Origin of the sequence: Cupriavidus basilensis (assembly GCF_000876015.1) — a bacterium.
Taxonomy (GTDB): Bacteria; Pseudomonadota; Gammaproteobacteria; order Burkholderiales; family Burkholderiaceae; genus Cupriavidus; species Cupriavidus basilensis_B.
In genome coordinates this window covers 116,118-136,354 of record NZ_BBQM01000019.1, presented here as the reverse complement: position 1 = coordinate 136,354, position 20,237 = coordinate 116,118, and the positions used below count along the sequence as shown (strand labels likewise).

The 20,237-nt window shown below is 69.1% G+C and carries 18 protein-coding genes and 2 tRNA genes; 4 read left to right on the top strand and 16 right to left on the bottom strand.

What is annotated here, in order from left to right:
* Positions 1-328: 328 nt before the first annotated feature.
* Positions 329-1,840: an acetyl-CoA hydrolase/transferase family protein gene (locus KF708C_RS20905; RefSeq protein WP_020206201.1), complete on the top strand. Its 1,512-nt coding sequence runs from the start codon at positions 329-331 to the stop codon at positions 1,838-1,840.
* 431 nt (positions 1,841-2,271) lie between these two features.
* Here KF708C_RS20905 and KF708C_RS20900 read toward each other — a convergent pair whose 3' ends face one another.
* The 3 genes from KF708C_RS20900 to KF708C_RS20890 all read right to left on the bottom strand — a co-directional run bounded on the left by KF708C_RS20900 (position 2,272) and on the right by KF708C_RS20890 (position 4,356).
* Entirely contained in the window at positions 2,272-2,625 is a 354-nt protein-coding gene (locus KF708C_RS20900; RefSeq protein WP_020206199.1) for a hypothetical protein, read from the bottom strand.
* Between the two features lie 238 nt (positions 2,626-2,863).
* Entirely contained in the window at positions 2,864-3,838 is a 975-nt protein-coding gene (locus tag KF708C_RS20895; RefSeq protein ID WP_059413118.1) for a Bug family tripartite tricarboxylate transporter substrate binding protein, read from the bottom strand.
* Positions 3,839-4,280: 442 nt separating this feature from the next.
* Positions 4,281-4,356, bottom strand: a tRNA-Lys gene (locus tag KF708C_RS20890).
* 138 nt (positions 4,357-4,494) lie between these two features.
* Here KF708C_RS20890 and KF708C_RS20885 point away from each other — a divergent pair.
* Positions 4,495-5,403 (top strand): LysR substrate-binding domain-containing protein, encoded by a 909-nt coding sequence (locus KF708C_RS20885; protein ID WP_059413117.1) that lies wholly within the window; start codon positions 4,495-4,497, stop codon positions 5,401-5,403.
* Between the two features lie 126 nt (positions 5,404-5,529).
* Complete coding sequence (locus tag KF708C_RS20880; protein ID WP_059413116.1) at positions 5,530-6,918, top strand: 8-oxoguanine deaminase; 1,389 nt, start codon at positions 5,530-5,532, stop codon at positions 6,916-6,918.
* 391 nt (positions 6,919-7,309) lie between these two features.
* On the opposite strand, the gene KF708C_RS20875 is transcribed toward KF708C_RS20880, so the two are convergent.
* Positions 7,310-7,385, bottom strand: a tRNA-Lys gene (locus KF708C_RS20875).
* 236 nt (positions 7,386-7,621) lie between these two features.
* On the opposite strand from KF708C_RS20875, the gene KF708C_RS20870 reads away from it, so the two are divergent.
* Entirely contained in the window at positions 7,622-7,885 is a 264-nt protein-coding gene (locus KF708C_RS20870; protein WP_006159541.1) for a DUF1488 domain-containing protein, read from the top strand.
* A 200-nt stretch (positions 7,886-8,085) separates the two neighbouring features.
* Here the strand turns inward: KF708C_RS20870 and KF708C_RS20865 are convergent, their stop codons facing one another.
* The 12 genes from KF708C_RS20865 to folD all read right to left on the bottom strand — a co-directional run bounded on the left by KF708C_RS20865 (position 8,086) and on the right by folD (position 20,108).
* Positions 8,086-9,879 carry a SulP family inorganic anion transporter gene (locus tag KF708C_RS20865; protein WP_059413115.1) on the bottom strand — a complete coding sequence of 598 codons (1,794 nt, stop codon included), beginning with the start codon at positions 9,877-9,879 and terminating at the stop codon, positions 8,086-8,088.
* A complete protein-coding gene (hpaR, locus tag KF708C_RS20860; RefSeq protein WP_020201166.1) occupies positions 9,876-10,325 on the bottom strand; it encodes a homoprotocatechuate degradation operon regulator HpaR in 450 nt (149 codons plus the stop codon). The genes KF708C_RS20865 and hpaR overlap by 4 nt, the downstream gene beginning before the upstream one ends.
* A gap of 97 nt (positions 10,326-10,422) precedes the next feature.
* Positions 10,423-11,214, bottom strand: coding sequence for an exodeoxyribonuclease III (gene xth / locus KF708C_RS20855; protein WP_059413114.1), 792 nt, complete (start codon positions 11,212-11,214; stop codon positions 10,423-10,425).
* A gap of 306 nt (positions 11,215-11,520) precedes the next feature.
* A complete protein-coding gene (locus tag KF708C_RS20850; RefSeq protein ID WP_059413113.1) occupies positions 11,521-11,832 on the bottom strand; it encodes an addiction module antidote protein in 312 nt (103 codons plus the stop codon).
* Complete coding sequence (locus KF708C_RS20845) at positions 11,829-12,143, bottom strand: type II toxin-antitoxin system RelE/ParE family toxin (RefSeq protein WP_059413112.1); 315 nt, start codon at positions 12,141-12,143, stop codon at positions 11,829-11,831. Before KF708C_RS20845 ends, KF708C_RS20850 begins: the two co-directional genes overlap by 4 nt.
* Before the next feature lie 245 nt (positions 12,144-12,388).
* Positions 12,389-12,541: a hypothetical protein gene (locus KF708C_RS35805; protein WP_156173894.1), complete on the bottom strand. Its 153-nt coding sequence runs from the start codon at positions 12,539-12,541 to the stop codon at positions 12,389-12,391.
* A 57-nt stretch (positions 12,542-12,598) separates the two neighbouring features.
* Positions 12,599-12,883 carry a helix-turn-helix domain-containing protein gene (locus KF708C_RS20840; protein WP_020201168.1) on the bottom strand — a complete coding sequence of 95 codons (285 nt, stop codon included), beginning with the start codon at positions 12,881-12,883 and terminating at the stop codon, positions 12,599-12,601.
* A complete protein-coding gene (locus tag KF708C_RS36740) occupies positions 12,880-13,236 on the bottom strand; it encodes a type II toxin-antitoxin system RelE/ParE family toxin (protein WP_059413111.1) in 357 nt (118 codons plus the stop codon). Before KF708C_RS36740 ends, KF708C_RS20840 begins: the two co-directional genes overlap by 4 nt.
* A gap of 67 nt (positions 13,237-13,303) precedes the next feature.
* Positions 13,304-16,036, bottom strand: a complete 2,733-nt coding sequence (locus tag KF708C_RS20830) for a cation-translocating P-type ATPase (RefSeq protein WP_269432167.1) — start codon at positions 16,034-16,036, stop codon at positions 13,304-13,306.
* 135 nt (positions 16,037-16,171) lie between these two features.
* Positions 16,172-16,885: a histidine utilization repressor gene (gene hutC / locus KF708C_RS20825; protein ID WP_020201171.1), complete on the bottom strand. Its 714-nt coding sequence runs from the start codon at positions 16,883-16,885 to the stop codon at positions 16,172-16,174.
* Positions 16,886-17,071: 186 nt separating this feature from the next.
* Positions 17,072-19,165, bottom strand: a complete 2,094-nt coding sequence (locus tag KF708C_RS20820; protein ID WP_020201172.1) for a M3 family metallopeptidase — start codon at positions 19,163-19,165, stop codon at positions 17,072-17,074.
* Positions 19,166-19,256: 91 nt separating this feature from the next.
* Positions 19,257-20,108 (bottom strand): bifunctional methylenetetrahydrofolate dehydrogenase/methenyltetrahydrofolate cyclohydrolase FolD, encoded by an 852-nt coding sequence (gene folD, locus KF708C_RS20815; RefSeq protein WP_020201173.1) that lies wholly within the window; start codon positions 20,106-20,108, stop codon positions 19,257-19,259.
* Positions 20,109-20,237 lie beyond the last annotated feature (129 nt).

Below are 20,237 nucleotides of genomic sequence, written 5' to 3'. Positions count from 1 at the left end.
GTTTCGGCAGGTCCATGCGCGCGGGGCCCGCGCGGCGCCGTCGTGCGGTGCCGGGCCGGGGGCGGCATGAGCCTGCTAACTACTGTAGAGCATAAAGAGGCGCGCGGCGTGTCAGTCGTGTGATGGCCGGGTGGCGCCGGGGCAGGTATGAATTTAGCGACTAGGATCCATGACTTTATATCGCCGCTGGAATATGTCCGCTCTGGCTACACTGCTTATCTGCGCCTTACCGTCGGGTAGCCAGCGCGAGCCGGACGGGGGGCAAGGCCCATCCACGGCGTGCGCCAGCCAGCGGCCGGTCGGGGCAGGTTTCATGGAGACATATAAGATGTACAAGGAACGAATCCGGCTGGCCAGCCTCCTCGACAAGATCATGCCGGCGGATGCCGCCGCCGCGCTGATCCGGGATGGCATGACCGTGGGCATGAGCGGCTTTACCCGGGCCGGCGACTGCAAGGCGGTGCCGGAGGCGCTGGCCCGGCGCGCGGCGACCGAGCCACTGCGCATCACCTTGATGACCGGCGCCTCGCTGGGCAACGACACCGACAAGATCCTGGCCGAGGCCAACGTGCTGGCGCGGCGCCTGCCGTTCCAGGTCGACCCGACCCTGCGGCGCAAGATCAACGCCGGCGAAGTGATGTTCATCGACCAGCATCTGTCCGAGACCGTGGAGCAGTTGCGCGGCCGCCAGATCGCACCGGTGGACGTGGCGGTGGTGGAGGCGGCGGCCATCACCGAGAGCGGCGGCATCGTGCCGACCACCTCGGTGGGCAATTCCGCCAGCTTCGCCATGCAGGCCGAGAAGGTCATCGTCGAGATCAACCTCAACATGCCGGCCGAGCTGGAAGGCCTGCACGACATTTATCTGCCCACGCCGCGCCCCGGCCGCGAGCCGATCCCGCTGACCGCGGTGGACCAGCGCATCGGCCTGACCTACATCCCGGTGGACCCGGCCAGGATCGCCGCCATCGTCATCACGCAGAAGGACGACAGCCCGTCCAGCGCGCTGCCGCCCGACCAGGACACCCGGCAGATCGCCGGGCACCTCAACGAATTCCTGCTGCACGAGGTCCGCGCGGGCCGGCTGGCGCCGTCGCTGCAGCCGCTGCAGGCCGGCATCGGCACCATCGCCAACGCGGTGCTGCACGGCCTGGTCGATTCGCCGTTCCGCGACCTGAAGATGTATTCGGAAGTGCTGCAGGACAGCACCATCGAGCTGCTGGACGCGGGCCGGCTGAGTTTCGCCTCGGCCTCCTCGGTGACGCTGAGCGGCCCGGTCTATGCGCGCTTCCTGGCGGACTTGGCGCGCTACCGCTCGCGCGTGATCCTGCGCCCGCAGGAGATCAGCAACCATCCGGAGCTGGTGCGCCGGCTGGGCCTGATCACCATCAACACGGCGCTGGAGTGCGACATCTACGGCAACGTGAATTCCACGCACGTGGGCGGCACGCACATGATGAACGGCATCGGCGGCTCCGGCGACTTCGCGCGCAACGCGCATATCTCGGTGTTCGTCACCAAGTCGGTGGCCAAGGCGGGCGCGATCTCCAGCATCGTGCCGATGGTCTCGCACGTGGACCATACCGAGCACGATGTCGACGTCATCGTGACCGAACACGGCCTGGCCGACCTGCGCGGCCTGGCGCCGCGCGAGCGCGCGCAGCAGATCATCGCCAATTGCGCGGACCCGCTCTACCGCGACCTGCTGCAGGACTACGTGACGCGCGCCGGACGGCGCGGCGGCCAGACACCGCACCTGATCGAGGAAGCGCTGGCCTGGCACGCGCGCCTGCGCGAGCAGGGCACCATGAGCGCCACCCCGGCGCTGGCGGCGGCCTGAGCGCCTGATGGCCCGGGCGGCGGGGCGGACGCGCGCCGCGCCGTCCCGCCGTCTGGCGCTGGCTGCTATCCCTTGAAGATCAGCACCGCCAGGACGAGGGAGGAAGCCATGAGTATCAGGACATCGAGCATGATGGTCTCCACGGAAGGAGCGGGGCTGGGCGGCAAAGCCGCGGGCGCGATCGCGGGCAAGGATGCGCGTACGGGCGCGGCCATAGCCTGACGGGACGCCGCGTGGCTGCCTTCCTGCTGCTTTCCAGTTTTCCTGCCGGGATATATCTCACACTTCGCCACACGGCGTCATCCGCGCGATGGCGTTTCAAGCGGGCGTTGCAATCTCGGCTATGCCGATGCTGCCGCCGGGGACGCGCGCGGACGGTGCGCTGGCGCACCATCCGCGGCAATGCCCGCGCAATGCGGGCAGGCTGGCGATTACTGCTTGGGCGCGGCCTTGGCGCCGTCGGTGTACGGGTCGAACTTGCCCGACTTGGCACCATCGGTGTACGGATCGGGCTTGCCGGACTTGGCGCCGTCCGTATAGGGATCAGCCTTCTTCTTGGCGCCGTCCGCGCTCAGATTGGACTTGGTCGACTTCTTCGCGCCATCGGTATACGGATCGAACTTGCCCGATTTGGCCGCGTTCTTGTTCGGATCGCCCTTGTTGGTGTGGGCGCCGCCATACAGGTCGCCACCATCGGTGTAGTTCTTCTGGGCGTGCGCCAGCTGCGCGCCCCCGAAAGCGGTCACGGCGACGATCATCAGAGCGGATACGGTCTTGTTGCGCATTGCTTGTCCTCATGGGTTTGGCCGTGGGCAGGGGGCACGGCCGTCGTACTGGTTGTCTGACCCGGTTACTTTACCGACTCGGGAGGGCCCTGCGATGTCAATTTCCTTCCCGTTATATTGAAGCACCAAGGACGGGTACGAATACTGCGCCAGATCAAGTGGCGCGGCATGGCAACAACAGGCGGGCGGGAAGGGCCGGCGGCCCCCCGCCGCATCGGGCCGGGGGCCGCCGCGAGGCTTACTCGAGCGTGATGTTCTGGTCGTGCGCGATCTTCTTGCGCAGTTCCAGTTCGCGCTTGATCTGCGCGGCGTACTGCTGCGGCGTGTTGCCGTCGGGATAGGCCCCGCTTTCGGCCAGCCGGCGCTTGACGTTGGGGTCCTGCAGCGTCTTCACGGCAGCGTCGTGCACCTTGGCGATGACGGCGGCCGGCGTGTTGGCGGGCGCCACCAGGCCATACCAGGCCATGTTGTTCATGTCCTTCATGCCGGCCTCGGCGAAGGTCGGCACGTCGGGCAGGCCTTCCACGCGCTTGGGCGCGGCCACCGCCAGCGCGCGCAGCTTGCCGGCCTGGATGTGCGGCATCGACGAGGGCAGGTTGTCGAACTGGCCGCTGACCTGGCCGGCCAGCGTGTCGTTCAGCGCCGGGCCCGAGCCGCGGTAGGGCACGTGGACCATGTCGGTCTTGGTCAAGAACTTGAACAGCTCGCCGTCCAGATGCGAAATGCTGCCCTTGCCGGCCGAGGCGTAGCTGTACTTGCCGGGGTTGGCCTTCACCAGCGCGACGAATTCCTGCACGGTCTTGGCCGGCACCTTCGGGTTGACCGTCAGCACGTTCGGCACATTGACCAGGTTGGTGATCGGCGCGAAGTCCTTGAGCGGGTCGTAGGGGTTGCGGGCGTTGGTGGCCGGGTTGGTGGCCATCGTGCTGACCGTGGCGATGCCGAGCGTGTAGCCGTCCGGCGCGGACTTGGCCAGCGCATCGGCGCCGATCGCGCCGCCGCCGCCGCCGCGGTTTTCCACCACCACGGGCTGGCCCAGTTCGCGGCCGATGCCGTCGGCCACCGAGCGCGCCACGATGTCGGTGGTGCCGCCCGCGGCGAACGGCACGATGAGGCGGATCGGCTTGGTGGGATAGCTTTGCGCCATCGCGCCCTGGCACAGGCCGAACAGGGCCAGGCAGGCTGCACTGCTGATTTTCAGGACTGCTTTCAAGAGAGGCTCCGAAGATTCCAGGTTGGCTTGCGGGTGCGGCAACGGAGGCGCGGGCATGGCGGGTTCCCGTGTCTGGTCCCGTCTTGTTGTTGTGATTCCCTGCTGGCTTGCCGCAGTGTTCCGGGCGGCAGGGCGCGCCCGGATTTGCCGAAGCGACCGGAGTTGTTCCGTGATGCGGAACTATGTTCCGCGATGTGCTTCAGGTGCAATTCAACCGTGAAAGCGGGCGGGGCGGAATCAGTATCAACCCGGTATCAAGTTGGCGGAAATCCGGTATTCACCCGGGGCCGCCGCGGCCGGGAATCGATACGTCAAGCCGAGGCCCGCGTGAAAATCGAAGCGGACAAGCGCGTGGGGAAAGCGTGGGGAAAAGGAAGGGGAAATGAAAAGCGGAAAAGAAAAAAGCCGGGAGCATTTCTGCTACCGGCTTCTTTGAATTCGCTGGTGGGGCGTGAGTGACTCGAACACTCGACCTACGGATTAAGAGTCCGCTGCTCTACCAACTGAGCTAACGCCCCAACGAAGTCAAAAATTATATCAAGGCATTTTCGATCGCGCAATAGCTGCGTGCATTTTCTTGTGAATCCGATGACGGGGCGGCGGCTACAATGCGCTCGTTCCGGCCATCGCCAGGCCCCGCACACGGAGAACCCTTCATGCATGCCAGAGTCCTGCGCTACCTCGACGAGGTGGTGAGCCGCGGCTCGATTCGCCAGGCCGCGCTGCACCTGCATGTGGCGCCGACCGCGATCAACCGGCAGATCCTGGATCTGGAGGCCGAGCTGGGCGCGCCCTTGTTCGAGCGCATCAACAAGCGGCTGCGGCTCACGCCGCTCGGCAAGATGGTGCTGGCCCACGTGCGCCAGACCCTGCGCGAGCACGAGCTGCTGCGCAGCCGGATCGAGGCCGTCAAGGGCATGCGCCAGGGCGAGGTCACGGTCGCCACCACGGCCGGCCTGGCCGGCTCGCTGATGCCGTCGCTGGTGCACGGTTTCCGCCAGCAGTACCCGGGCATCCTGGTGCGCCTGCTCGATCTGCCGGTGGCGGAAATCGCCGCCGCCGTCGAGCGCGGCGACGCCGACCTCGGCCTGGGCTACGACCTGCCCGACGTGGCCGCATTCCGCATCCTCGCCGGCAGCGACTGGCCGGTCGGCGCGGTGGTGGCGCCAGGCCACGCGCTGGCGGCGCAGCCGTCGGCGCTGCTGGCCGAATGCCTGGCGTGGCCGGTGATCCTGCCCGCGCCCTCGATGTCGCTGCGCGGCCTGCTCGACGAAGGCTTCGCGCGTGCCGGGCTGGCGGTCCTGGCGGCCACGGAGACGACCTCGACCGCGCTGATGCGCAGCCTGGTCATGCTCGGCGACGGCATCGCCTTTCTCAATCCGCTCGACGTGCTCGACGAACGCGCGCGCGGCACGCTCGCGTGGCTGCCGCTGCGCGACGGCAACCTGCCGCGCCAGACCCTGCGGCTGGTGGCGCGGGCGCGCGGCGAGCCAGGCGCCGCCGCCGGCCTGATGGCCGGGCGCATCGGCGCCGCGCTGGCCGAGGTGTTCGGCGCGGCGCGCTAGCCTGCAAATCTCCGGCCGGCGCTGTGCTGATTTTGCGCACAGCATCGGCGCAATTCGATGCTTTGCCGGGCGCGGCCGGCGCCGTAGACTGCCCGGGCCTTCCACAACCGCTGCGGAGATGCCGTCATGCCCCTGATCCTGCTCCACGCCGACGTGCTCGTGACGATGGACGAACGGCGCCGCGAGATCGCCGACGGCGCGCTGGTGGCGCAAGGCCCGGCCATCGAATGGGTCGGCGCCAGCGCGGACCTGCCGCCGCAGTACCGCCGCCTGATCGACGAGGGGCGGGCCGAGGTGCTCGACATGCGCGGCCATGTGGTCACGCCGGGCCTGGTCAACACGCATCACCACATGTACCAGAGCCTCACGCGCGCGGTGCCGGCGGCGCAGGACGCCGAGCTGTTCTCCTGGCTGGGCAGCCTCTACCTGCTGTGGTCGCACCTGACGCCGGAGATGATCGACGTCTCCACGCGCACCGCGATGGCCGAGCTGATGCTGTCGGGCTGCACCACCACCAGCGACCATCTCTATCTTTACCCCAACGGCGCGCGCCTCGACGACGCCATCGCGGCGGCCGCGGACATGGGCATGCGCTTCCATGCCGCGCGCGGCTCGATGAGCGTTGGCCGCAGCAAGGGCGGCTTGCCGCCCGACTCGGTGGTGGAAGAGGAGGGCGCCATCCTCGCCGACAGCCAGCGGCTGATCGAGCGGTATCACGATGCCTCGCGCCACGCCATGCTGCGCGTGGTGGTGGCGCCGTGCTCGCCGTTTTCCGTATCGCGCGACCTGATGCGCGAGTCGGCGCGGCTGGCGCGCAGCTACGGCGTGTCGATGCACACCCATCTGGCCGAGAACGACAACGACATCGCCTATTCGCGCGAGCGCTTCGGCCTGACGCCGGCGCAGTACGCCGAAGCACTCGGCTGGGTCGGTCCCGACGTGTGGCACGCGCACTGCGTGAAGCTCGACGGCGATGGCATCGCGCTGTTCGCGCGCACTGGCACCGGCGTGGCCCATTGCCCGTGCAGCAACATGCGGCTGGCGTCGGGCATCGCCCCGGTGCGCGCGATGCGCGACGCGGGCGTGCCGGTCGGGCTGGGCGTGGACGGCAGCGCTTCCAACGACGGCGCCCACATGCTTGGCGAAGCGCGCCAGGCCATGCTGTTGCAGCGCGTGGGCTACGGCCCCGCGGCCATGAGCGCGCGCGAGGCGCTGGAGATCGCCACGCTGGGCGGCGCGCGCGTGCTCGGGCGCGACGACATCGGCGCGCTGGCGCCCGGCATGTCGGCCGACTTCGTCGCCTTCGACATGCGCGCGGTCGCCTACGCCGGCGCCGGCCACGATCCGGTGGCGGCGCTGGTCTTCTGCACGCCCGGCAACGTCGCCGCCAGCGTCATCAACGGCAAGGTGGTGGTGCGCGGCGGCGAGCTGCTGAGCGCGGAGTTGCCGCGCGTGCTGGCGCAGCACCGCGGCCTGGCGCGCGCGCTGTTCGAGCGCGCCGGCACGCCGGCGTAAGCCTGCGCGGCGGGCGCCGCGCGCGCAGGACCGGAATGCCACGTGCGCGCGACCCCACTCGAGTGGGGCAGCATCATGTTTCCAATGTATTCACACTTGTCCCTGGGACGTTCCCCGAACGCCCCTGACCCTTCCCGAGCCCGCAGACCCGCGGGCTTTTTTTTGCGCGCGAGGATGGCGTGCCGAGATGCCGCGGCGGCCGATCGTGCCGATGACATCTGTCACATTGATGCGGTATCAATGTCGGGACGACGCAGGCACCGAAGCGGACAAGAGGCGCGCGCAGCGGCAACGAAAAAGCGGGGAAAAGCGGCAGGCGCGGGAAGCAAAAAAGGAAAGCGGAAAAGAAAAAAGCCGGGAGCATTTCTGCTACCGGCTTTTCAGAATTCGCTGGTGGGGCGTGAGTGACTCGAACACTCGACCTACGGATTAAGAGTCCGCTGCTCTACCAACTGAGCTAACGCCCCAACGAAGAAAGAGATTCTATCATCGTTTTTGAGTTTGTCAAACGTTTAGTGCTTTTTCTTCGTTCCGCGTTGGCGGCGCTTGCGCGGCGATCGCGCATGAAGCCGGCGCACGCGGCGGGAACTTGCCCGCGCCTGCGGCGGTCACGTCCGGAGGCGAACGAAGCGTAGGCCTTTGCGGACGAGTCGGGCCGACCCATGTTAGGATGTTTTTTCACTTGCAATGGAGGGCTGTACCGATGGATATCAAGTTCCAAGAGCAAGAGCGTTACGATATCAACAATGAAGGCTTGCTGTTCCACGCCGTCGTCGACGGCCAACCCGTCACCTGCGTGGTGACGCGCGAGGCGCTGTGGGAAGGCTTCAGCGCCGACCAGGTGCTGTCGCTCGAAGAAGCTTTCCGCGCCGGGCGCGAGACCATCGAGCGCGCCGCCGTGGTGCTGATCGAGCAGGGCGCCGCACAGCCGGTGGTAGTCAAGCGCGCCCACGTGGCGCCGCTCTGAAACGGGCTTCAGTCCGGGCCGGTCATCGGTCCGATCCCGGGCGCCCGCTTCATGTGTTTGCGGCTGCCGGCGATTCGCCAGCAGTTGCCTGGCGCCGGATTCTCCGGCGTTTCTCTTTTCGTTTCACTCCCCGTCGCTACTAGCCGCCATCGTGCCGCATGCCGTGCCGCGTGCCGTGGCAATGCCGCATTGCGCGCGCTTCATGCCGGCTGCGCGGCGGCGCCGGGGCGGCTGGCGCATTCCTCGAAGATGCGCGCGCGGCAGGCGCGGCACACCGCCGGGTCGAGCCGGGCGATGATGGTGTGCAGGGCCTGCCGCTTGGTCGGGAAGATGTGGTCCTCGCCCAGCTTGGCGGTGAAGCCGGTCTGCTCCCAGGTCTGCAATACCTGCGTGCGCGGCCGGTGGAAATAGAGATCGCCGCCGGCCGCGCGCCGCTCGGTCAGTTCGCTCTCCCACATCTCGGCGCCGGCCAGGTCGATGAAGTTCATGCTCTTGGTCATGGCCAGCAGGTGGATCTGCCCGGGGTGCGCCGTGCGCGCGTGGTGCAGCCGGTCGGTGACGTACTGCACGGCGCCGAAGTAGATCGCGCCTTCCATGCGCAGCAGTTTCAGTTGCGGGCATTCCGGCTGCGGCCGGCGCAGTTCGTCGAGCGGGGTGAAGCGGCGCTCGGGGTCGTCCGCGTCCGGCACCAGGCTGCGCACGGCCGGGCGCGAGGTGCGGTAGAGATAGGCCACCAGCGACAGGATGGTGCCGAGCAGGACCGCCATCTCCAGGCGGATGGCGAGCGTGGCGGCGAACGTGCTGATGGCGATGGCGAACTCGGCGCGGCTCAGGCTGGCGATGCGCCGCAGCCGCGCGAAGTCGAACAGGCCCCACGCCACCAGCAGCAGCATCGCGGCAATCGCCGCCAGCGGAATCTGCGCCAGCAGCGGCGCGCTGGCCGTCACCAGCACGACCAGCAGCAGCGCCGAGAACACGCCGGCCAGCGGAGTCTGCGCGCCGGCCTCGTAGTTGGGCATCGAGCGGTTCAGCGAGCCGCACGAGATGTAGGCCGAGAACAGGCCGCCCGCGATGTTCGACAGGCCCTGGCCGATGAACTCGCGGTTGGCGTCGATATGCTGGCCCGAGCGCAGCGCCACCGCCTTGGCGATCGAGATCGACTGGCCCAGCGCCACGATGGTCAGCGCCGCGGCGATGCCCAGCAGGTCGGGCACGGCCTGCCAGGCAATGTCCGGCAGATGGAAGGGCGGGATCGCCGAGGGAATCGGCCCGACCACGTTGACGTGGCGCGCGCCCCGGCTCCAGCCCGGCGCGTTGAGCAGCAGGGCCGTGCCGTAGCCGGCCAGCAGGCCCAGCAGCATGAACGGCAGGCGGCGCCAGACGCGCTTCACGGCGAGCGTGACGGCCAGCGTGACCACCGCCACGGTAAACGCGCTCCAGTTGATGGCGGCGGCGTTGTCCAGCAGGAAGCGCACCACGCCGAAGGCGCTGGTGCCGGTGGGCACGGCCAGCCCGAACAGGTCCTTGAGCGCGTAGAGCCCGATCAGCGTCGCCGCGCCGCAGGTGAAGCCGAGCAGCACCGAGGGCGAGATGAAGTTGGCCAGCGAGCCCAGCCGCAGCGTGCCCACCGCCAGCTGCAGCACGCCGACCATGATGGTCACGGCCAGCGCGAGGTTGATGTAGGCCGGGCTGCCGGCGAAGGCCACCGGGCTCAACATGGCGAACAGCGCCAGCGAGTTGGCGTTGGTCGGCCCCGACATCACGTGCCAGCTCGAGCCGAACAGCGCGGCCACGATGCAGGGGATGACCGCCGCGTAGATGCCGTACTGGGGCGGCAGCCCGGCCAGCGTGGCGAAGGCCACGCCCTGCGGCAGCACCAGCACCGCGCCGAGCAGGCCGGCCACCAGGTCGGCGCGCAGCGAGGCGGCGCCGACCCGGTGGCGCCACGCCGGCAGCAGGCGCGCCAGCATCGCGCCGGGGCCGGCCGCGCTCATGCGCGCGGGTCCTTCGCGTCGAAGCTCTCCAGCAGTTCGTCGAGCGCGCCGTAGACCTTGCCGAGCCGCTCGGCGCCGATCATGCGCTCCAGCTCCGCGTAGCGCCGCTCGATCAGCGGCTCCATCGCGGCGATCATGGCGCGGCACTTGTCCGTCAGCGAGATCTGCTGGCGGCGCTGGTCGGTGGCGCAGCGCGAGCGCAGGATCAGGCCCGCCTCCTCCATGCTGGACAGCATCCGGGTCAGGCTGGGGCTTAAGATGAGGCAGGCGTCGGCGAGCTGGTTCGGCTCCATCTCACCCTGCTCGTTGAGTGTGCGCACCACGCGCCATTGCTGCTCGGTCAGGCCATGCTGGCGCAGGATCGGCCGGAAGCCGGCCATGAGCGTTTCGCGGGCCTGCAGCAGCAGGTGGGGCAGGTTGCGGTGGCGGAAGGTAGCCGGTTTCATGCCCGCCAGTGTAGCCGCGCGGAGGCCATCGCGCGAGCCGGTAGCGATACCGATGGCGCCGGCCGCGCGGGCCGGTTCCGCGCCGCGCCGCGCGGGCTCAATCCAGCGTGGCCACCACCGGCGTGTGGTCGGACGGCTGCTCCCAGGCGCGCGGCACGCGGTCGATCACGCAGCCGCGGCAGGCCTCGCGCAGCGCCGGCGACAGCAGGATATGGTCGATGCGCAGGCCGGCATTGCGGCGGAAGGCGAACATGCGGTAGTCCCACCACGAGAAGCTCTTCTCCGGCTGCTCGAACAGGCGGAACGCATCGGCCAGGCCCAGCGCCTCCAGCGCGCGGAACGCCTCCCGCTCCTGCGGCGACACCAGGTTCTGGCCTTCCCACTTGGCCGGATCGTGCACGTCGCGGTCCTCGGGCGCGATATTGAAGTCGCCCAGCAGCGCCAGCTTCGGGTACTTCGCCAGCTCGCCGCGCAGCCACGCCGTCATGGCGCGCAGCCAGTCGAGCTTGTAGACGAACTTGTCGGAGTCGGGCGCCTGGCCGTTGGGGAAATAGGCGCACACCAGGCGCACGTCGCCATAGGTGGCCGCCACCACGCGCTGCTGGGTGTCCTCGAAGCCGGGGATGTTGCGCACCACGTCGGCGGGCGCCGGCATGGTCGCGCCGCGCGCCAGGATCGCCACGCCGTTGTAGGTCTTCTGGCCGGTGAACACGCTGTGGAAGCCGGCGCTTTCCAGCTCGGCCAGCGGGTATTTGTCGTCCGGCATCTTCAGCTCCTGCAGGCACAGGGCGTCGATGGGCGTGTCGGCTTTTTCCTGCTCGTTCAGCCAGTCCAGCACCTGCGGCAGCCGGACCTTGAGCGAGTTGACGTTCCAGGTGGCGATTCTCATGTTTCTTTGAAACCCTTTTGTACCATGGCTTTCATGGTTTCCAATGATGCATGGTACCCCGAGATCTTGTTGTTCGCGTCAGTCCAACGCAGGCTGCCATCGCTTTCCACCGCATTGAAGGGCGCCATTTACGGAACGGCCTCTCCCGGTCGGTAGGCGATGAGATTGCCACTATCCACGGCCCGAGCGAGAGCAAGGCCAATGCCGCCCGCAGCTTGCTCTCCCACGTTGCGCCGGATTTTCTGGGCTGCCTCGTCAACGGTATAGCGGCCGGCCGCCCGGCGCTCTGAGGTGCGGCGCGTCTGCTTAAACGGGGTGCTCAGCCTGGACGACAAGGCGCACGCCCAGCGCCTTGCACACCTTGGCTATCGTGTCGAAACGCGGGCTGGCATCAGCCCGCAGGGCTTTGTAGAGGGATTCCCGGCCAATACCGGCGGCCTCGGCGATTTGCGCCATGCCGCGCGCGCGCGCCGCGACGCCCAGCGCCTGCGCAAGCTCGCCGGCGTCTCCGTCTTCGATCACCTGTGTCAGGTAGGCGGCGATGTCCTCGTCGTCGCGCAGGTAGCGCGCGGGGTCGAAGGTCGGCAGTTCGGAAACCTGAATCGTCTTCTTGCTCATGATGGGTCTTCCTCGTCGTTTCTCAGGGCGCGCGCCAAGTCTTTGGCTCGCTTGATGTCGCGGCTTTGCGTGGCCTTGGTGCCGCCGCCCAGCATGACGATCAACACGTCGCCCTGCTCGATGTAATACATGCGCCAGCCGGGGCCGAAGAACTCGCGCATCTCGCTCACGCCTTCGCCAACCGGCTCCACATCGCCCAGCAGGCCCTGAGCCGCCTTTTCAAGCCTGCGGATGAGGCGGGCGCGCGTGGCAGGGTCTTTCAGGCTATCAAACCAAGCGTCGAATTCCGGCAGGGGCTTTATCGTATACATGGGGTATTGTATTCGATCGAATACTAATTGGCAAGGTTGATGGGGTTACCGCGCTGCGCGGCCTTTGCCTGTGAAAACAGGTGGATGAGGTTGTTGGGCGTGGGTTTGACGAATGCAGGCGTGGGCGCGCCGGTCTGTCAGGTCACGATGAACTCGCGCCACTTCTCCAGCGCCTCGCGACGCTGCGCGCTCCGGTCGTTCTTCGCGCATGTCGTAGAAGTCGTCCCGTTCGCCCAGCTTGTGGTTCAGCGCCACCTCTGATTGCGTTGCACCGCGCGCGCACCCAAGTGCGGGGTGATGACCTGATCGTAGTCGCGGTTCCGGTAGTCGATGGTGTCCTGGGCGAACCCGGTGAGCAGCAGGCCCTTCTCCCTGTAGCCGGCGATCGGCTCGCGCAAAGTCCAGGCCCCTCGTCGATGACGACGCGCGCGACGCGGGCTTTCGTTGCTCCGCCGTCAGGCCAGAGCCTCGATGACAGCCTGCGGGTTGCGCTCGATCACGTTGAGCAGCACCAGCGCCGGGCCGCGCGGCGTGCGGTCGCCACGCTCCCAGTGCCGCAGGGTTGCCGTGGAAAAGCCGAAGCGCGCGGCGAACTGTTCCTGGGTCATGCCCACCTTGGCGCGCACGGCCTTCACGTCGATGGCGCGGGGGCGGTGCACGCGCACGCCGTGCTCGTCGCCCTTGGCGTGGGAGATGGCCTCTTGCAGGCCCTGCTTGATGCTTTCGAATGCCGTGCTCATGATGGTGTCCTTTCCTTCCAGATGCCTGTCAGCACATCGACCAGGCCGGCCAGTTCGTTGCGCTCGGCCTTGGTCAGGTTGGCCTTGTCACCCTTGGCGAAGAGCGTCAGCAGGTACAGCGGCATGCGGTCGTCATGGTAGTAGTAGATGACCCGCACGCCACCGCTCTTGCCCTGGCCGCCACGGCGCCAGCGCAGTTTGCGCACGCCGCCGGTGCCTTCCATGATGTCCCCGGCCCTGGGATGCCCGGCGAGGTAGTCGATCAGGTCCTGGCGTTCTTCCGTGCTCAGGAGCTTGTCGGCCAACCGGCTGTACGTGGGCAGTTCGGCAATGCCGCGCAGGGCTTCGTTCATGGCCCATTCTAATCCAGTGGATTAGCTTTCTCAAGGGCAACCCCAGCCTTGCCATTTTCCCCGGCAGTCAGTGCGCCGGCGCCGCGGTCCCGCCGGCCTGGGCGGCCCGCGCCGCGCGGGCATTGCGCCTGGCCTTGCCGGCCTCCACGGCGACCGCCACGATGGCCGCCGCGCCGACCGACACCGCCAGTTCCAGCGCATCCAGCGGCCGGGTGTGGAGCAGCGCCTGGAACACCGGCAGATAGATCACCGCGAGCTGCAGGCACAGGGTGAGCAGGACCGCGCCGAGCAGCGGCAGGTTGGTGGCCAGCGGCAGCCGCCACAGCGGGACGTGCTCCGAGCGGATCGCCATCACGTGCGCCATCTGCGCCAGCGTCAGCGTGGTGAACACCATCGTCTGCCAGCCGTCGCGGCCCTGGCCGAGGGCCCATGCCTGGACGCCCAGCGAGACCAGGCCGATCAGCAGGCCGATCCCGAGGATGTGCTGCCACATGCCGTGCGCGAAGAGGCTCTCGCGCGGATGGCGGGGCGGCCGGCGCATGACGTCCGCCTCGGCGGGCTCGGCGGCGAGCGCCAGGCCCGGCAAGCCGTCGGTGACGAGGTTGATCCACAGGATCTGCGCCGGCAGCAGCGGGATGGGCAGCAGGAACAGCGGCGCCAGGGTGATGACCCAGAGTTCGCCCGAGTTGCCCGTCATCGCATAGCGGACGAACTTGCGGATGTTGTCGTAGATGCGGCGCCCCTCGCGCACGGCGGCCACCACGGTGGCGAAGTTGTCGTCGAGCAGCACCAGGCTGGCGGCTTCCCGGGCGATGTCGGTGCCCTGCCTGCCCATCGCCACGCCGATGTCGGCGCGCTTGAGCGCGGGCGCGTCGTTGATGCCGTCGCCGGTCATGGCGACGAAGTGGCCAAGGTCCTGCAGCGCTTCGACGATGCGCAGCTTCTGCTCGGGATCGACCCGCGCGTAGACCCGGACGTGGGCGACGGCGGCCTGCAGCGCCGCGCGGTCGAGCTGCGCCAGGGCGGCGCCGGTGAGGACCTCGCCGCCGTGCTCGCCGAGGATGCCGAGCATGCGGGCGATGGCCAGCGCGGTCTCGGGATGGTCGCCGGTGATCATCACCGGCATGATGCCGGCGGTGACGCAGTCGCGCACCGCGGCCGCCGCTTCCGGGCGCGGCGGGTCGAACAGCGCCACCAGACCGAGAAAGGTCAGCGACGACTCGGCGCCGGCCACGGCATCGGGGTCGGGCAGGGTGTCGTGCTCGCGCATGGCCAGGGCCAGCACCCGCAGGCCCTGCGCGGCCAGGGCCTGCGCGTCATGCAGCGCGTCATGCAGTGCGGCTCGCGGCGCCATCGGCAGCGTGCCGTCCGCGGTCTGGCGCGAGGTGCAGCACGGTATCACCGACTCCGGCGCGCCTTTGGTGAAGGCGATATAGCCGGCGGCCTGGCGATGGAAGGTGGTCATGCGCTTGCGCGCCGCGTCGAAGGGCTGCTCCTGCACGCGCGGCAGCCGCGCCTCCAGCGCCAGCTTGTCGATGCCGGCGGCGGACGCGGCATCCGCCAGGGCGGTCTCGGTCGGGTCGCCAATCCAGGTGGTGGTGGTGTCGCCGCCGGCGTCCGGATCGGGGCGCGCGTCGTTGCACAGCGCGGCGGCGACCAGCAACTGGCGCTGGCAGGGGGTGGCCAGCGCCTCGCCCGGCAGCCACGGCCGGGCGTCGGCGAGCAGGCGTTCCAGCCGCATGCGGTTCTGCGTCAGCGTCCCGGTCTTGTCGGTGCAGATCACCGTCACCGATCCCAGGGTCTCGACCGAGGACAGCTTGCGCACTAGCGCCTTGCGGGTGGCCATTTTCCTGGCGCCGAGCGCGAGGATGATGGCGACGACGGCCGGCAGCGCCTCTGGGATCGCGGCCACGCCGAGGCTGATCGCCGTGAGCAGCATCAACACGGGTGGCTCGCCGCGCAGCAGGCCCAGCCAGAACACCGCCACGCACAGCAGCAGGATGGCCACCGAGAGCCGCCAGCTGAACGCGGCCAGCCGCTTCTGCAGCGGGGTGTCCGGCCGCGCGGGCGCGAGGTGCCGCGCCAGCTTGCCGAGCTCGGTGCCGGTGCCGGTGGCGACCACGATGCCGCGGCCGTGGCCCTGCGTGACCGAGGTGCCGAGGTAGGCCATGTTGTGGCGGTCGCCGAGCGTGGCGGCCGGCGCGGCGATGGCCTCCGCGTGCTTGGCGACCGTGGCCGACTCGCCGGTCAGCGCCGATTCGTCCGCCATCAGTTGCGCCACCTCCACCAGGCGCAGGTCCGCGGGAACCTGGTTGCCCGCCTCGAGCAGGACCACGTCGCCCGGAACCAGCTCGTGCGCCGGAATGGCATGCGGGTGGCCGCCGCGCAGCACGGTGGCCTGCGCCGCCGCCAGTTGCTGCAATTGCGCCAGGGCCCGGTCGGCGCGCCAGGTCTGGCTCAGCCCGAGCGCGGTCGTCATCAGCACGATGGCCAGGATGACCAGGGCGTCCAACTTGTCGCCGAGGATCGCGGAGGCGATGGCCGCGATGACCAGTATCACCACCATCGGGTCGGCCAGCTGGGCCGCCGCCAGGGCGAGCACGCTGCGGCGCGGCGCCGCCTGCAATGCGTTCGGCCCGTGCGCGCGCGCGCGTTGCGCCGCCTGTTCGCTGTCCAGCCCGCGCGCCGCATCGACCGCGTATTCGCGTGCCACCTCATAGCATTCGCGGGCATGCCAGGGAGTGGCGCCGGTTGCGCCGGAAGGCGTGCCGGCGGCAGGGGTCGATGGCGATGGAGACAATGGAGGCGCTCCCGGGCAATCGCCTCGGCGGGGCTGGCCCGCGCCGGCGACGGCCGCTGTGTCGGGGTGGATGTGATCCGTTACAGCATAGGACGCGCGGGCGCGCCGGCATTGATGTGACGCAAGCCGGTGCCGTCAGGGCTTGAACGAGCCCTCGATGGTGTAGCGCGAGCCGGGATGCACCAGGCGCGCCAGCGTGATCGGCGAGCCCTGGCTCTCGGTGCGGCGGACCACGATCAGGCACGGCTCGCTGGCCTTGATGCCGAGCAGCCGCGCCTCTTCCGCGGTGGGCAGCTGCGCTTCGATGGAGTACTGGGCCTCCCACAGCGGCGCCACGGCCAGCAGGTAGTTGGTGGGCGTGGTCCGGGTGAAGTCCACGCCGAGGTAGTCCGGCGCGCGCGCGGGATTGACGTAGCGGTCTTCGCACAGCAGCGGCACGCCGTTCTCGCTGTGGACGATGAGCGTGTGGAAGACCTGGCTGCCGACCGGCAGGCCGATGCGCGGGGCGAGCGCCTCGCTGACCGTCTCGGCCCGCGCCAGGTGCACGTCGGAGCGGTGCTTGTGGCCGCGCTCGGTGATCTCGTCGTGGAGGTCGCGGATGGTCAGCGTGGACGAGGCGCGGTAGGGCTGGCTGGCGAAGGTGCCCACGCCCTGCACGCGCTCGACCAGTCCCTCGGCCTGCAGCTCCCGCACCGCGCGGTTGGCGGTCATGCGGCTGACGCCGAACTGGGTCACGAGCTCGGATTCCGACGGCATCAGCGTGCCCGGCGGCCAGCGGCCCGCGCTGAGGCCTTCCTTGAGGTAGTTCTTGATGTGCGCGTAGGCGGCGGCGGGAGGGAGGTAGCTCATGGCCCGCATCTTACTTGACCGGGCTTGTCTAGCCAATTCGGACCGGCGCGCCGGACTGGCGCCCGCGTGCGCCGCGCGGGTCGCTTCGGGGCGCTTCCTGGGCTGCTTTCCGGGTCGCTTTTCGAGTCGTCTCCCGGGCGCCGGCGCGGCTCCGGCCGGATGCCGGGGCCGCGCCATGCGCCGGGATCACGCCACGGCCATGCCGCCGTGGCGCAGCAGCGCGTCGATCTGCGGCGCGCGGCCGCGGAACGCCGTGAACGACTCCATCGCCGGGCGGCTGCCGCCGACCGAGAGGATCTCGCGGCGGTAGCGCGCGCCGGTCTCGGCGTCGAGCACGGAGCCCGACAGCCCGGCGGCTTCCTCGAAGGCCGCGTACACGTCGGCGGACAGCACCTCGGCCCACTTGTAGCTGTAGTAGCCGGCCGCGTAGCCGCCCGCGAAGATGTGGCTGAAGGTGTTCGGCCAGCGCGACAGCGGGTGCTGCGGCACCACGTGGGCGTGGTCGTTGATCTCGCGCGACAGCGCCAGCACGGACTTCTCGCCGGCGGGGTCGAAGTCGGTGTGCAGGTGCATGTCGAACGACGAGAACACGATCTGGCGCAGCGTCATCATGCCGTTCTGGAAGTTCCTGGCGGCCAGCATGCGCTCGAACAGCGCGCGCGGCAGCGGCTCGCCGGTGTCGGCGTGCGCGGTCATGCCGGTCAGCACCTCGTATTCCCAGCAGAAGTTCTCCATGAACTGCGAGGGCAGCTCCACCGCGTCCCATTCCACGCCGTTGATGCCGGACACGCCCAGCTCGCCCACCTGGGTGAGCATGTGGTGCAGGCCGTGGCCGAATTCGTGGAACAGCGTGATGACTTCGTCATGGGTGAACAGCGCGGGTTTGCCGCCGACCGGCGCCGAGAAATTGCAGGTCAGGTAGGCCACCGGCGTCTGCACGCGGCCGTCGCCGAGCAGCTTGCGGCCGCGCGCGTCGTCCATCCAGGCGCCGCCGCGCTTGCCTTCGCGGGCGTACAGGTCGATGTAGAACTGCGCCAGCAGGTTGCCTTCGGGCGAAACCACGCGGAAAAAGCGCACGTCCTGGTGCCAGGTCTGGGCCTGGTCGGCCTCGATGCGCACCGAGAACAGCTTCTCGACCACGCCGAACAGGCCCTTGAGCACCTGCGGCTCGGGGAAGTATTGCTTGACCTCCTGCTCGGAGAAGGCGTAGCGCTGCTCGCGCAGCTTTTCCGAGGCGTAGGCCACGTCCCACGGCGCCAGCTCCGCCAGGCCCAGCTCGCCGGCGGCGAAGGCCTTGAGCTCGTCCCAGTCCTTCTCGGCGAACGGGCGCGCGCGCGCGGCCAGCTCGTCGAGGAAGCGCAGCACCTCGGCCGGCGACTCCGCCATCTTGGGCACCAGCGAGACCTCGCCGTAAGAGGCGTAGCCGAGCAGGTGCGCCTCTTCCTGGCGCAGCGCCAGCTGCTCGCGCATGTTGTCGGTGTTGTCCCATTCGGCCTTGCCCTGGCCGTATTGCCCGGCCAGCTCGGACGCGCGGGTCACGCTGGCCTGGTACATGGTCTGGCGCAGCGCGCGGTCGTCGGCGTACTGCAGCACCGGGAAGTAGGACGGGAAGTGCAGCGTGAACTTCCAGCCGGCCTTGCCGTCCTTCTCGGCGGCGGCGCGCGCGGCTTCCAGCGCGTCGGCGGGAATGCCGGACAGGCGGCTTTCGTCCTCGATCACCAGCGCGTAGGCGTTGGTGGCGTCGAGCACGTGATCCGAGAACGCCTTGGACAACTGCGCCTGCTGTTCCTGGATGGCGGCGAAGCGCGGCTTCTTGTCTTCCGGCAGCTCGGCGCCGCCCAGGCGGAAGCCGCGCAGCTCGTTCTCCATCAACTGGCGCCGCGCCGCGCTCATGGCGGCGAACTCGGGGCTGGCGGCGATCGCCTTGTACTTATCGTACAGCGCCAGGCTCTGGCCCAGCGACGACCAGAACTCGGTCATGCGCGGCAGGTTGTCGGCGTGCGCCTGGCGCAACGCTGGCGTATCCGCCACCGCGCTCAGGTGGCCGACCACGCCCCAGGCGCGCCCGAGCGGCTCGGTGGCGGTTTCGAGCGCTTCCACGGCGCTGGCCCAGGTGGCCGGGGTGGCGGGGTCCTCGGCGCGCTCGACCGCGGCCTGCGCGGTGGCCAGCAGCGTGTCCAGCGCCGGCCCGATGTGTTCGGGGCGGATCTCGGAGAAACGGGGCAGGTCGGTAAAGTCCAGCAGCGGATTGGCGGCGTTGGCGGTGGCGGCTTGGTCCATGACGTCTCTCTTGGCGGGGCCCATAAAGGCAATACCCCGCACATTGGGGCGGGGCGGGGTTTTTCCAGTACCGCGGCGGCGCGTGCGGCGTTCAGCCGGCGGCGCGCTCGGCGGCTTCCAGCGTGTTGATGAGCAGCATGGTGATGGTCATCGGGCCGACGCCGCCGGGCACCGGCGTGATATAGCCGGCCACTTCCCTGACGCCGTTGAAGTCCACGTCGCCGCACAGCTTGCCGTTGTCGTCGCGGTTCATGCCCACGTCGATCACGGCCGCGCCGGGCTTGACCATGTCGGCCGTGATGATGTTGCGGCGCCCCACGGCGGCCACGATCACGTCGGCCTCGCGGGTGTGCGCGGCGAGGTCGCGCGTCTTGCTGTTGCAGATGGTGACGGTGGCGCCGGCCTGCAGCAGCAGCATCGCCATCGGCTTGCCGACGATGTTGGAGGCGCCCACCACCACGGCGCGCGCGCCGCGCAGCGGGAACTGCACCGATTCGAGCATCTTCATGCAGCCGTAGGGCGTGCACGGGCGGAACAGCGGCGCGCCGGTCATCAGGGCGCCGGCATTGGCCACGTGGAAGCCGTCCACGTCCTTTTCAGGAGCGATCGCCTCGAGTACTTTGTGGCTGTCGATATGCTTGGGCAGCGGCAACTGCACCAGGATGCCGTGGATGTTCGGGTCGCGGTTCAGGGCGTCGATGCGGGCCAGCAGGTCGGCTTCGCTCAGGTCGGCCGGATAGCGGTCCAGCGAGGAGTGGAAGCCGTTGTCGTCGCAGGCCTTCACCTTGTTGCGCACGTAGACCTGGCTGGCCGGGTCCTCGCCGACCAGGATCACGGCCAGGCCCGGGCGGTGGCCGCGCTCGGTGAGGCGGGCGGCGCGCTGGGCGGCTTCCGTGCGGAGTTGCTTGGCAAGGGCGTTGCCGTCGATCAGTTGGGCTGGCATGGGGATGGGAGGGGGAAGGTGGGGAAACAGGGAACAAAGCGGAATTATAAAGGTTGACGCAACCCGGGGCGAACTCGGCGGGGGCGCTGGTAGCATCTGCCCATGCATGTACCGATCGATTCACTGAGC

What these genes read in the sequence shown, in the direction of transcription:
- KF708C_RS20905 (WP_020206201.1), top strand. Translation starts at nt 329, where the DNA reads ATGTACAAGGAACGAATCCGGCTGGCCAGCCTCCTCGACAAGATCATG.
- KF708C_RS20900 (WP_020206199.1), bottom strand. Translation starts at nt 2,625, where the DNA reads ATGCGCAACAAGACCGTATCCGCTCTGATGATCGTCGCCGTGACCGCT.
- KF708C_RS20885 (WP_059413117.1), top strand. Translation starts at nt 4,495, where the DNA reads ATGCATGCCAGAGTCCTGCGCTACCTCGACGAGGTGGTGAGCCGCGGC.
- KF708C_RS20880 (WP_059413116.1), top strand. Translation starts at nt 5,530, where the DNA reads ATGCCCCTGATCCTGCTCCACGCCGACGTGCTCGTGACGATGGACGAA.
- KF708C_RS20870 (WP_006159541.1), top strand. Translation starts at nt 7,622, where the DNA reads ATGGATATCAAGTTCCAAGAGCAAGAGCGTTACGATATCAACAATGAA.
- KF708C_RS20865 (WP_059413115.1), bottom strand. Translation starts at nt 9,879, where the DNA reads ATGAGCGCGGCCGGCCCCGGCGCGATGCTGGCGCGCCTGCTGCCGGCG.
- hpaR (WP_020201166.1), bottom strand. Translation starts at nt 10,325, where the DNA reads ATGAAACCGGCTACCTTCCGCCACCGCAACCTGCCCCACCTGCTGCTG.
- xth (WP_059413114.1), bottom strand. Translation starts at nt 11,214, where the DNA reads ATGAGAATCGCCACCTGGAACGTCAACTCGCTCAAGGTCCGGCTGCCG.
- KF708C_RS20850 (WP_059413113.1), bottom strand. Translation starts at nt 11,832, where the DNA reads ATGAGCAAGAAGACGATTCAGGTTTCCGAACTGCCGACCTTCGACCCC.
- KF708C_RS20845 (WP_059413112.1), bottom strand. Translation starts at nt 12,143, where the DNA reads ATGTATACGATAAAGCCCCTGCCGGAATTCGACGCTTGGTTTGATAGC.
- KF708C_RS20840 (WP_020201168.1), bottom strand. Translation starts at nt 12,883, where the DNA reads ATGAGCACGGCATTCGAAAGCATCAAGCAGGGCCTGCAAGAGGCCATC.
- KF708C_RS36740 (WP_059413111.1), bottom strand. Translation starts at nt 13,236, where the DNA reads ATGAACGAAGCCCTGCGCGGCATTGCCGAACTGCCCACGTACAGCCGG.
- hutC (WP_020201171.1), bottom strand. Translation starts at nt 16,885, where the DNA reads ATGAGCTACCTCCCTCCCGCCGCCGCCTACGCGCACATCAAGAACTAC.
- KF708C_RS20820 (WP_020201172.1), bottom strand. Translation starts at nt 19,165, where the DNA reads ATGGACCAAGCCGCCACCGCCAACGCCGCCAATCCGCTGCTGGACTTT.
- folD (WP_020201173.1), bottom strand. Translation starts at nt 20,108, where the DNA reads ATGCCAGCCCAACTGATCGACGGCAACGCCCTTGCCAAGCAACTCCGC.